Source organism: Streptomyces deccanensis, assembly GCF_022385335.1.
Taxonomy (GTDB): Bacteria; Actinomycetota; Actinomycetes; order Streptomycetales; family Streptomycetaceae; genus Streptomyces; species Streptomyces deccanensis.
Map to the genome: position 1 here is coordinate 4,069,295 of NZ_CP092431.1, position 12,532 is coordinate 4,081,826.

The following is a 12,532-nucleotide window of genomic DNA, read 5'->3' on the forward strand; positions in this document are numbered from 1 at the left end:
ACTCATGTCGTCCGCCGGGACAACGACGAAGACGGCGGGGGGCGCCGGTGAACCGCCGGTGTCCCCCGCCGCACCGCGCAAGAGCGTGACGGGTACCCGGCTGTGGGTGGCGGTGCTGTTCCTGCTGCCCGCGCTGGTGCTGCTCGGCGCGCTCGTGGTCTACCCGATCGGGTACTCGGTCTGGCGGAGCCTGTTCGACGCGGACGGCTCGGGCTTCGTCGGCCTCGACAACTACGCGGAGATCTTCTCCGACGACGCGACCCTCGTCGCCGTACGCAACACCGCGATCTGGGTCGCGGTGGCCCCGGCCCTCGTCACCGCGCTCGGGCTGATCTTCGCGGTGCTGACCGAACGGGTGCGCTGGGGAACGGCGTTCAAGCTGATCGTCTTCATGCCGATGGCGATCTCGATGCTGGCCGCGGGCATCATCTTCCGGCTGGTGTACGAGCAGGATCCGGACCAGGGTGTCGCCAACGCGGTCGTGACGTCCGTGCACGACGTGTTCGTGGACGAGTCGGTGTATCCGAAGGCCCGGCCCAATGCCCAGGTGAGCGACCTCAAGGCGTCCGGCGGCGGGTCGTTCACCACGGACGGGACCGTGCGGTCGGGCACCCCGGCGCTCCTCCCTCTCGTCGGGATCGCCCCCAACAGCCTGCCCGGCGACGCGCGGGACGCGAAGGCCGCCGGGCCCGCCGACGGCGGCGGTGTCACCGGGACCGTGTGGCTGGACTTCCGGCTCGGCGGCGGTGGTGAGAAGGGGGCCGTCGACCCGGGCGAGAAGGGGCTGGAGGGCGTCAAGGTCGAGGCGGTGAAGGACGGCGAGGTCGTCGCCACCGCCACCAGTGGCGGCGACGGCACGTTCACCCTGCCCGAGGCGGCCGACGGGGCCCAACTGCGGTTGCCCGGCTCGAACTTCGCGGCCCCCTACAACGGCATCGACTGGCTCGGCCCGACCCTGGTCACGCCGGCCGTCATCGGGTCGTACGTCTGGATGTGGGCCGGCTTCGCGATGGTGCTGATCGCGGCCGGGCTGGCCGGGGTGGACCGCAATCTGCTCGAGGCGGCCCGGGTGGACGGGGCGAACGAGTGGCAGGTCTTCCGGAAGGTCACCGTGCCGCTGCTCGCGCCGGTCCTGGTCGTCGTCCTCGTCACGCTGATGATCAATGTGATGAAGGTGTTCGACCTCGTCTACATCATCGCGCCCCAGCCCACCCAGGACGAGGCCAACGTCCTTGCTCTGCAGCTCTACTTGGTGTCGTACGGCGGTGGGGGCGACTTCGGTCTCGGCAGCGCGATCGGTGTGGTCCTGCTGCTGCTCGTGCTGCCGGTGATGTGGGTCAACATCCGGCGGCTCAGGAAGGAGCGCCAGCGGTGACGACTGTCGAGGAACGCCCCGTGGCCACCGGGCCGGTCGAGAAACGCTCCGTCGCCTCCCGGCTCGCGAGCGGCGCGGCCGGGGGCGCACTGCGGATGTTCCTGCTCCTCGTGGCGCTGTTCTGGCTGGTGCCCACCTTCGGGCTGTTGGTCTCGTCGTTCCGCGACCCGACCGACATCTCCACCTCGGGCTGGTGGAAGGTGTTCTCGGCCCCCGCCCAACTCACCACCAAGAGCTACGAGTCGCTGCTGGAGAACGACGGCGTCACGGACGCCCTGTTCAACACGGTCTGGATCACGGTCCCGGCGACGCTGCTGGTCGTCCTGATCGGCGCGATGGCCGGATACGCCTTCGCCTGGCTGGACTTCAAGGGCCGTGACTGGTGGTTCATGGGCGTGGTGGGGCTGTTGGTGGTGCCGGTGCAGGTGGCGCTGATCCCGTTGTCCGGGCTCTTCCGGGACCTCGGGATCTTCGGCGACATCATCGGTGTGGTGCTCTTCCACGTCGGCTTCGGACTGCCGTTCGCGATCTTCCTGTTGCGGAACTTCTTCGCGGAGATCCCGCGCGAGCTGCTGGAGGCGGCACGGCTCGACGGGGCGGGTGAGGTACGGCTGTTCGCGACGGTCGTCCTGCCGCTGGCCGCACCGGCGCTCGCGTCCCTCGGGATCTTCCAGTTCCTGTGGGTGTGGAACGACATGCTGGTCGCGCTGGTCTTCTCCAGCTCCGACTCGCAGCCGCTGACGGTCGCACTCCAGCAGCAGGTACGGCAGTTCGGCAGCAACATCGAGGTGCTGGCGCCGGGCGCGTTCATCTCGATGGTGATCCCGCTGGCCGTGTTCTTCGCGTTCCAGCGGCAGTTCGTGTCGGGGGTGATGGCGGGAGCGGTGAAGTAACGGCAAGGGCGCCTCATGGGTAGGGGCCGCGGGTTCGTTCGCGGGTGCGGGTGCGGGTGCGTGGGGGCTTGTCGCGCCGTTCCCCACGCCCCTAAAAAACCAGGCACCCGCGGCCATGAAAGGCGACCGGCTGCGCCCCCGGAAAAGCACGGGGCGCGGCCCCTGCTTTTCAGGAGCGCGGGGAACTGTGCGAGAAGCCCCACCGGACCCGCACCCGCCAACGCACCCACCCGGCAGAGCCAACCGGCGCGCCCCGCACCCGAATTCGCACCCGCACGCCCCCAACTCCCCGCCGAATCCCCCGTATGGAACACGCACCGTAACCAAATCATCCCATCGGCCGTTTCCGGGCAGTATGCCCGCGCCGACCCATGGATGTCCTCCTTGCCCAGGTTCAGTGTCATCGTTCCCGCGTACAAGGTTCAGGCGTACCTGCACGAATGCCTGGATTCTGTGCTGTCCCAGTCCTTCACCGACCTCGAACTGATCGTCGTCGACGACGCCTCGCCCGACAACTGCGGGGCGATCGCCGACGAGTTCGCCGCCCGTGACCCGCGGGTGCGGCGCACCGTGCGCCTGCGGGAGAACGCGGGGCCCGGTGCCGCCCGCAACACGGGGATGGAGCACGCCAGGGGCGACTACCTCCTCTTCCTCGACGGCGACGACACGTTCACGCCGGGCGCGCTCCAGGCGATCGCCGACCGCGTCAAGGAGACCGGCGAACCGGACGTCCTCGTCCACGACTTCGCGCGTGTCTCCTGGTCGGGCGAGCAGGTCCACGACCCGCGCGACCGTCGGCTCACCGAGCAGGGCCCGGCCCCGTTCCGGCTCGACGACCGCCCCGGGCTGCTCACCGTCCGCCCCGCGGCCTGGAACAAGGCGTACAGACGGGAATTCGTCGAGGACCACGACTTCCGGTTCCCGCCCGGCATCTACGAGGACACTGCCTGGTCGTATCCCGTCCTGATGACGGCCGAGTCCGTCGCCACCCTCGACCGGGTCTGCGTGCACCACCGTCGGCGCCGCCACGGCAGCCTCCTCGGCGCGACTACGCACGGTCACTTCGACGTGTTCGAGCAGTACGACCGGGTGTTCGCCTACCTCGACGAGCGGCCGGAGCTGGCGCAGTGGCGTCCGGTGCTGTTCCGGCGCATGCTCGATCACCTCACCTCCGTGTTCTCCCGGCGCCACCGGCTGCCGCGCGAGGCGCGCGCCGAGTTCCTGCGCACGGTCCGCGCGCACTGCGCCCGCTATCGCACCCCCGGTGCGCCGCTCCGCGCCCGCGCCCGGCTGCGGCACGCGCTCCTGCGGCTGGGCAGCCCGCGCCTCTACCGCGCCCTGTGGGCCGGAGCGCGGCTGGGCCGGGGCGCCGGTCGCCTGGTGCGGGGCCTGGCCGGGTTGCTCCGCTCCGTCGGCCTGCGCCTGCACTACCGCGTCCAGCGTCTGCTCCCGCTGCGCGCGGACCGGGCGGTGTTCGCCGCGTACGGGGGCCGGGGCTACGAGTGCAGCCCGGCCGCGCTGGAGAACGCGTTCCGGACGTACGTCCCCTCGATGCGCACCTCGTGGGTCGCGCGCCCGGAGCACCACCACACGCTCCCGGTGGCGACCCGGCGGGTGCTGCCCGGCTCGATGGCGTACTGGACGGCGCTCGCCCGCTCCAAGTACCTGGTGAACAACACCGACTTCGACCGGCGGCTGGTCAAGCGGCGCGGCCAGGTGCTGCTGCAGACCCAGCACGGCACCCCGCTCAAGCACATGGGGACCGATCTGCGGGACTGGCCGGCTGCGGCGCGCGGCACGGACTTCGAGGAAGTCCTGCGCGGCAGCGACCAGTGGGACTACGTCCTGTCCGGCAACCGCCACTCCACGCTCGTCTGGGAGCGCGTCTACCCCTCGCCGTTCACCACCCTCGAATACGGCTCGCCGCGCAACGACGTGTTCCTGAGGGCGAATTCGACGGACGTGGCCCGGGTGCGCGAGCACCTCGGGGTGCCCGAGGGGGCGGTCGCCGTCCTGTACGCCCCGACGCACCGCGACTACCGGCACGCGCAGCGCGCCCATCTGGACCTGGAGCGGGTGCTACGCAAACTCGGGCCGCGCTTCGTCGTCCTGGCCCGCGCGCATCACGCGTACGGCTCCCCGCTGACCGACCTGGCGCACGGACGGCTGCTGGACGTCACCGGGTATCCGAGCGTGGAGAACCTCTGCCTCGCCTCGGACGCGCTGATCACGGACTACTCGTCCCTGATGTTCGACTACGCCAACCTCGACCGGCCCATCGTGATCCACGCGGAGGACTGGGAGGCGTACGAGGCGGCGCGCGGGACGTACTTCGATCTGCGGGCGTGCGCGCCGGGGGCGGTGGCGCGCAGCGAGGACGAGCTGATCGACATCTTCGCGACGGGGCACTGGCGGGGGTCGCGGTCGGCGCAGCTGCGGGCGGCGTTCCGGGAGCGGTTCTGTCCGTACGACGACGGGCGGGCGGCGGAGCGGGTGGTGCGGCGGGTGGTGCTGGGTGAGGCCGTCGTGCCTGGTGATGTCGTGCCGCTGGGTGAGCGGCATCCGGTTCCGTCCGCGGCGAGTGTGCGGGCGGGGGCGGACGACCTGTTGGGGACGTAGGCGTTTCCTCGCCCCCGCCGCCCCTACCCGTCCCGTCCCAGGGGCTGCGCCCCTTCGACCCCCAGACGTCCGCCCGGTGGGGCTTCTCGCGCAGTTCCCCGCGCCCCTTAAAAGCGCCGGGCGCGCCCCATGCCGGTTAGGGGCGCGGGGAACTGCGCGACCAGCCCCCACGCGCCCGCACCCGACGACGCACCCCCCGACGCCCCCACAACGCATCCCCGAAAGGAAAGAATGCCCCGCTTCAGCATCATCGTCCCCACCTACGGCGTGGAGGGGCGGCTGCCCCTCGCCCTGGAGTCTGTTCTCGGTCAGCCGTTCGGTGATTTCGAGCTGATTCCGGTGCACGAGGCGGCAGCGGACTCGCCGGCCGGGGCGATCAGCGCCGCGTACGCCGTCAGGGACACCCGTGTCGCCCCGGTCGAGTCGCCGCCGGCGGGCGGCCTGAGCGCCGCCCGCAACGCGGGACTCGCGGCCGCGCACGGGTCGTACGTGCTGTTCCTGGACGGCGACGACACGCTCGCGCCCGGCGCGCTGCGGGCGATCGCGGACCGGCTGGACGAGACCGGCGACCCCGACGTCCTGTACTTCGCGCACGAACGGACGCACTGGTGGGAGGGCGCCACCACCGTCGTGCGCCCGGCCGGCCCGGACGCCCCGGCGTGGAGCGCGGCCTACCGCCGGGACTTCCTCGGCGCGCGCCAACTCACCTTCCCCATCGGCCATTTCACCGACCTCGGCTGGAACGGCCTGGTCGCCCTCGCCGCCGACCGCACGGCCGAGCTGCGGGACACGGTCTGCGTACGCCATCTGCTGCGCCGGCAGGGCAGCCGCCTGTACGCGCCCGGCGACCACCACCTGGAACTCCTCGACCAGGTGGAGCTGGTGCTCGCCCGGGCCGCGGCCGGGCAGGGGCTGTCGGAGGCATTGTTCGGGCGGCTCTTCGCGATCGTCCTGCGCGGTCTCGCGCACCTGGAGCGGCTGCCCGCCCACCACCGCCGGGCGTTCTTCCAGCGCGCCACCCACCTCTACGACCTTCACCGCCCGGCCGGTTTCACCCCGCCCGCCGGCCGCCTCGGGCTCCAGCACCGGCTGCTCGCGAGCGGCTCGTACGCCGGGTTCCGGGCCCTGCACGCCGCGCACCGGGTCGCCGTCGGAGCTCTGGCCGCGCTCCCCCGTCCCCGCACGCCCCTGTCCCGCGCCCTGTACGCCGCCCAGCGCCGTCTGCCGCTGGACCGGGACCTCGCCGTGTACCGCGCGCACCGGGGCCGTGGCGTCGGCGGCGACCTCGTCGCCCTCCACGCGAAGGTCCGCGAACTCGCCCCCCGGGTCCGCTCGGTGTTCCTCGTCCCGGCCGACGCGGTGGACCGGGTCCCGCAGGGCGCCGAGCACGCCGTCGTCGGCACTCCGCGCGCCTGGCGGCTGCTGGCCCGCGCCAAGTACCTCGTCGACGCGGGGGACAGCACCGACCTCACCGACACGTACGTCAAGCGTCCTGGAAGCGTCCACCTCCGGATCCCGCCCGGCACCCCGCTGAAGGCGACGGGCCTGGACCGGTCCGCGTATCCGGTGGTCGCCGCCGGGGCGGACGGTCCCGCCGGTGCGAAGAAGCTTCTCCGGCAGGCGGACCGCTGGGACTTCGTCCTCTCCCCCAACCGGCACACCACCGAGACCTGGCAGCGGGCCTTCCCCGGGCGGTACGAACCGCTGGAGTACGGCTGCCCGCGCAACGACGTCCTCTGCACGGCCACGGCCGAGGACCTGGCGCGCGCCCGGCGTGCGCTGGGCGTTCCCGAGGGCAGGAAGGCCCTCCTCTACGCCCCCACGGACCGCGACCACGCTCCCACTCACCGCGCCCACGCCCCCGGCCACGAGGCCCGGCTCGACCTGGAGGCGTTCTGCGAGGCGGTGGGCGAGGAGTTCGTGGTGCTGCTGCGGGCGCCCCGCCGCTCCGCCGCCGGCCCCCCTCGCCGCAGCGGCGGGCGGATCATCGACGTCACCGCGCACCCCCGCGTCGAGGAGGTCTGCCTCGCCGCCGACGCGCTGATCACCGACTACGCGTCCCTGATGTTCGACTACGCCCACCTCGACCGGCCCGTCGTGATCCTCGCGGACGACTGGGAGGTGTTCCGCGAGACCCGGGGCGTCTGCTTCGATCTGCCGGCCGCCCCGCCCGGTCATGTGGCGCGCACCGAGCGGGAGTTGGCGGACCTGTTCCGGGACGGCTCGTACGCGGATGGGGAGTCCGACGCGCTGCGGGCCGTCTTCCGGGAGCGGTTCTGCCAGTTCGACGACGGCCGGGCGGCGGAGCGGGTGGTACGGCGGGTGTTCCTCCGCGAGCGCCCGGAGGCGCTGCCGCCGGTGGTGCCGCTCGCCGAGCGCGCCCCGGCGCCGACCCCGCCCCCGACCCTGACCCCGACGGCGGCCCCGACCCCGACCGCCGCGACCCTCGTGAGGAGCTGAGGACATGCCCCGTTTCAGTGTCGTCGTCCCCGTCTTCGAGGTCCGGGGCCAGCTGCGTGAGTGCCTCGACTCGGTCCTGGAGCAGTCGTACGGGGACGTGGAGGTGATCGCCGTCGACGACTGCTCGCCGGACGGCGGCGGCGAGATCCTCGACGCGTACGCCGCCCGCGACGCGCGGGTACGGGTGCTGCACCTGCCCGCGAACGTGGGTCCGGGCCGCGCCCGCAATGCCGGACTGCCGTTCGCCACCGGTGACTTCGTCCTCTTCCTCGACGGCGACGACACCCTCGTGCCGGGCGCCCTGCGCGCGTTGGCGGACCGGCTGGAGGAGGCCGGGGACCCCGATGTGCTGGTCTTCGACCACGTCCGCGCGTACTGGTGGGGCGAGACGCGCCGCGACGCCCGCGCGCACCTCCTGAGCGCGGTGGGCGAGGGCGTCTTCACGGTCGCGGAGCGCCCGGAGGTCCTCGGCCTGCCGACGGTCGTGTGGAACAAGGCGTACCGGCGGGAGTACCTGGAGGCGCACGGCTTCCGGTTCCCGCCGGGCCACTACGAGGACACGCCGTGGACGTTCCCGGTGCTGCTCGGCGCCGGGCGGATCGCCACCCTGGACCGGATCTGCGTGTCCTGCCGGCAGCGCCCGCGGGGCACCCTCCTGTCCGCCTCCGGCCGGGGGCACTTCGACGTGCACGACCAGTACGAGAGGGTCTTCGCCCATCTGAAGTCCCGTCCGGAACTGGCGAGTTGGTGCTCTCGCGTGCGGAGCGCGATGGCGGACCACTGTCTGGACATCCTCGCCGCGCCGGACCGGGTGCCGCCCGGCGACCAGGCCGAGTTCTTCCGGCGGACGGCGGGGCTGTACCGGAAGCACCACTCGGGCGACGACTCCCCGGCCCCCGCGCACCGGGTGCTGGAGGGCGGCTGGGCCGCCTACCGCGCCCGGCGGTGCGCGGCCCGCGCCCGTACCGCGCTGGGCGTGCGCGGGGAGCGACTGTGGGCGGCCGGCGCCGAGTGGATCGGGCGGAGCTGGTCGCTGGCCCACGAGCGGCTGCCGCTGGACCCGAACCTGGCCCTGTACTCGGCGTTCTCCCATCGGGGGGTGCTGGGGGACCCGGCGGCCGTGTACCAGGCCGCCCGGGAGTTCGCGCCGCACATCCGGGGCGTGTGGGTGGTGCGGCCGGAGCGGGTGGCGGCGCTGCCGCCGGGCGTGGAGCATGTGACGCCGGGCTCGCCCGCGTATCTGCGGCTGGCCGCGCGGGCGACGTACTTCGTGGGCAACGCCGACTGGCCGGGCGCCCTCACCAAGCGGCCGGGCAGTGTGCACGTCCACACCCACCAGGGGACCCCGCTCAAGTTCATGGGCGCCGACCTGCTGGGGAAGCCGGGTGCCCGGCTCGGCGTGGACGTGCCGGGGATGCTGCGGGGGGCCGACCGCTGGGACCACAGCCTCGTCGCCAACCGCCACTCCGAGCTGGTGTGGAGCAGGGCGTACCCGTGCGGCTTCACCTCGCTGCGGACCGGCAGCCCCCGCAACGACGTCCTCGTGAACGCCGGTCCGGGCAGCGGCGCGGCGGTCCGTGAGCGGCTGGGTGTCCCGGCCGGGCACACGGTCGTGCTGTACGCGCCCACGCCCCGCGACTACCGGCGCGGAGGCCACGTCGAGCGCTTCGACCTCGCCCGGTTCGCCGCCGACCTGCGGCGCAGCCTGGGCGAGGCGCTGACCCTCCTGGTGCGGCTGCACCCGTCGCTCGCGGACGGCCCGGCGCGCGGGTTCGGGCTGGCCGAGCTGCACCGGCGGGGTGTCGTCGTGGACGCGACCGACGAACCGCATGTGGAGGAGCTGATGCTCGCCTCCGACGTCCTGGTCACGGACTACTCGGCCCTGATGGTCGACTACGCCAACCTGGACCGGCCGATCGTCGTCCACGCCGACGACCTCGACGCCTTCGCCGCGAGCCGGGGCATGTACCTCGACGTCACCGCCGACCCGCCCGGTCATGTCTCCCGCTCCTACCGGGAGCTCGCCTGGCTGTTCGACTCCGGGCAGTGGCGGGACAGGGAGTCGGCGCGGCTGCGGGCGGGATTCCGGGAGCGGTACTGCGAGTTCGACGACGGGCGGGCGTCCGAGCGGGTCGTGCGGACCCTGATGCTGGGTGAGACGGCGGGGGCGGTGCCCGCGCCTCGACTCGCCTCGTCCTCGGCGACCGCCGCCGCTTTTCCGTCGTCGTGAGGGCGCCCACGGTCGGCGTGCGGGCGCGGGTCCTCGCGACGCGCGCGCGGGCGTGGGTGCTGTTGCTCGCCGCTGTTTTCGCGCTGTGCCAGCTGGCGGGCGTCACCGGGCGCGCCACTCCCGACACCAAGAACTACGTCTCGTACGCCCTCACGCTGGGCGGCGCGGGGGTGCGGGAGTCGGCCGCCGGGACCATCGACCACTACTGCGGGAGCCGGGCGGCGTGGGCCGAGCGGAAGCAGCGGGTGGACGTGGTGCGGTTCCGGGGGCCGAGTCCGGCCGCGCGCGTCGCCGAGGAGTGCCGGCGGGAGCTGTGGCGGAAGGTGGACCGGCGGCTGGCGGCCGGACAGTCGGGCGTCCCGATCGCGCCGTTCACCTCGGAGCGGTTTCTGCGGATCTTCGAGGTGCGGCTCGGGTATCCGCTGCTGCTGGCCCCGTTCGTCGCGGTGTTCGGGGTCGTGTGGGGCGTGTGGCTGGCGAGCGTGCTGATCGCGGCGGCCGGGGGCGTCCTGGCCTACGTCGTCCTGCGCGCCGTCCGCGCGCCGGTGCGCGTCGCCCTCACCGGACAGGCCCTCTACTACGTGCTCCCCTGCGGCGCGACCGCGATGCGGCCCATGACCGAGGGTGTGCTGCTGGCCCTGACGCTGACGGCGCTCTGGGGGTGCGCCCTGGCGAGGGAGGGCCGGGTGCGGGCTGGGGTGCCGCTGGTCGCCGGTTCCCTGGCGGCGCTGTTCACGGTGAAGCACTCGCAGGCGCTGTTCCTGGGGGTGTGTCTGGCGGGGGCGTGCGCGGTGGCCGCCGCACGGCGCGGGCGTGGGAGCGTGCGCGGTGGTGAGCCGTGGGTCCTGGCGGTCGGGGCCGTGTCCGCGTGCGCGGTGGTGGGCACGCCGGCGCTCGCCGCGCTGCTGCGCCACCCGGCGTCCGCCGAGAGCCTCCAGGACCTGCTCACCGATCACTTCACGCGCCCCGACCGGACCGCCCCCTGGCCGGAGTTCCTGCGGCTGGAGGCGAACTTCTGGGCGGAGTGGGGGCGTCGGCAGCTGACCCAGCCGCTGTTCCTCGCCGCGCTGGTGGCGGGCGCGTGGGGCGCGCTGCGGCAGCGGCCGGTGTTCGGCTGGTTCGTGCTCGCGGCGGCGTGCACCGGCATCCTCAACCAGGCCGCGCATCCCGACATCACCATCTGGGGCGACCGGCTGATCGTCGTGGCGTGGCTGCTGCCGGTCCTGGGGCTGCCGCTGCTGCTGGAGCGGATCACCACCACCCGCGACTCACTCGATGTGGTGACCGCTAGCTGAGCCGTTGACCCTCCCGGCCATACCGGGAATACACGGCAAATGCCCCGTACAGCCCACACCGCCCCCGGTTCCGGCCCGGGCCCTCGCGTCCGGCGCCGCCTGCGGAGCGCGCTCGGGGCCACCGCGCTGCGCGGCGGCCGTACCCGGCTGTCCCGCCGGCCGACCCCGTACGTCGTCATGGGCGGGCTGTTCTGGCTGGTCATGACCTTGGCGTACTGGCGGGTGCCCCTGTGCTGCGACGCCGGTCAGCACGCGGCGGTCGTCGAGCGGCTGCGCTGGGACCTGCTGCACCCGGCCCACCCGACCGCCGATCTGCCGGGCGCGGGCAGCCCGTACTACTCCCCGTACGCCGTCGCGCAGGGCGTGCTCGCGCGGCTGACCGGGCTGAGCGGCTGGTCCGTGGTGAAGCTGGCCGGGCCGGTGAACCTGCTGGTGCTGCTCACCGGGATCGGCCGCTTCGTCCGCGTGCTGACGCCCCGGCCGTGGGCGCCGGTCCTGGCGGTGCTGTTCATGACGCTGCTGTGGGGCACCGAGCGGGTCCTGTGGAGCGGCTTCCTCGGGCTGATGTCGCTGACCATGACCCTCGGCTACCCGTCGGCGTTCGCGACCGGGCTGACGTTCTGGGCCTGGGCGTGGACGGGGGCACGCGCGCGTGGGGGCGGCGCCTCCGGGCGGGTGCGGTACGTCGGGCCGAGCGGCCTCGGGAGCGTCTGGGCGTACGCCGGTCTCGGGGCGCTGTACGGGCTGATCGTGCTGGTGCATCCGATCACGGCGGTGGCCTCGCTGGCCGGGGCCGTGGCGATCGTGGCGGCGTGGCAGCGCGGATGGCGGCGCCCGGTGGTGGCCCGGTGGGCGTCGGCGGGCGCGGCCGCCCTCGCGGTGGCGGTGTCGTGGCCGTACTACCCCGTCCTGTCGCTGGTCGGACACCCGGGCGTGGACGGGTTCCACCGCCTGCTGTACGAGAGCGCGGCGGGGAACCTCTGGCTGGCGCTACTGCTCGGGCTGCCGGCGCTGTGGGCGCGGGGGCGCCGGTCGCCGAGGGACCCGCTGGTGCTGATGTGCGCGGCGGAGTGCCTGACGGCGGCGTACGGCTGGGTCAGCGGGCACTACACGTACGGGAGGGTGCTGGCGCTCGCGGCGGTGCCGGCGCAGTTCGCCCTGGCGGTGGAGCTGGCGGCGCCCCGGCCGTGGGGCTGGGCCCGGCGGGTCCTGGGCGTGGCCGCGGCCGCGGGGGTCTGCGTGGGTTTCTGGACCGTCCAGGCGGGGGCGGTCGTGCCCCGGGCGCTGGATCCCGTCGGCTTCGACCAGCCGCCGCGCTGGCCTTCGTACGACTGGGCGGCGCGGCATGTGCGGGCGGGCGAGACGCTGATCACCGACGGGTACTTCGCGGCCCGCGCGCTCCCCGGGTACGGGGTGAACATGGCGGCGCCGACCTGGCCCGATCCCGCGCTGGAGGAGGGAGAGCGTGGTCGGCGGCACGCGGATGTGCGGGCGTACCTGGATCCGGCGTCGACGCGGGAGGGGCGTACGGCCGTCGCGCGGCGGTACGGGGTGCGGTGGCTGGTGCTGACCCCGCGGCAGAAGGTGCCCGCGGAGGCGGTGGTCGTGGACTGGAGTCCGCGGACCGGGGAGGTGCTGGCGCGGATCGCCCCGTAGGGGG

The 12,532-nt window shown here is 73.7% G+C and carries 7 protein-coding genes; all 7 read left to right on the top strand.

Translation table 11 applies throughout. The features are described 5' to 3' along the window. The first annotated feature begins 4 nt into the window (after nucleotides 1-4). A complete protein-coding gene (locus tag L3078_RS18160; protein WP_239754866.1) occupies nucleotides 5-1,375 on the top strand; it encodes a carbohydrate ABC transporter permease in 1,371 nt (456 codons plus the stop codon). Beyond that, nucleotides 1,372-2,268, top strand: a complete 897-nt coding sequence (locus tag L3078_RS18165; protein WP_239754867.1) for a carbohydrate ABC transporter permease — start codon at nucleotides 1,372-1,374, stop codon at nucleotides 2,266-2,268. The genes L3078_RS18160 and L3078_RS18165 overlap by 4 nt, the downstream gene beginning before the upstream one ends. Nucleotides 2,269-2,643: 375 nt before the next feature. Beyond that, a complete protein-coding gene (locus L3078_RS18170) occupies nucleotides 2,644-4,887 on the top strand; it encodes a bifunctional glycosyltransferase/CDP-glycerol:glycerophosphate glycerophosphotransferase (RefSeq protein ID WP_420864075.1) in 2,244 nt (747 codons plus the stop codon). A 231-nt stretch (nucleotides 4,888-5,118) separates the two neighbouring features. Next, on the top strand, nucleotides 5,119-7,347 hold the full coding sequence (locus tag L3078_RS18175; RefSeq protein WP_239754869.1) for a bifunctional glycosyltransferase/CDP-glycerol:glycerophosphate glycerophosphotransferase: 2,229 nt from the start codon (nucleotides 5,119-5,121) through the stop codon (nucleotides 7,345-7,347). Between the two features lie 4 nt (nucleotides 7,348-7,351). Continuing rightward, entirely contained in the window at nucleotides 7,352-9,577 is a 2,226-nt protein-coding gene (locus tag L3078_RS18180; RefSeq protein WP_239754870.1) for a bifunctional glycosyltransferase/CDP-glycerol:glycerophosphate glycerophosphotransferase, read from the top strand. After that, nucleotides 9,574-10,872: a hypothetical protein gene (locus tag L3078_RS18185; RefSeq protein WP_239754871.1), complete on the top strand. Its 1,299-nt coding sequence runs from the start codon at nucleotides 9,574-9,576 to the stop codon at nucleotides 10,870-10,872. The genes L3078_RS18180 and L3078_RS18185 overlap by 4 nt, the downstream gene beginning before the upstream one ends. Before the next feature lie 39 nt (nucleotides 10,873-10,911). Next, nucleotides 10,912-12,528 (top strand): hypothetical protein, encoded by a 1,617-nt coding sequence (locus tag L3078_RS18190; RefSeq protein ID WP_239754872.1) that lies wholly within the window; start codon nucleotides 10,912-10,914, stop codon nucleotides 12,526-12,528. Nucleotides 12,529-12,532 lie beyond the last annotated feature (4 nt).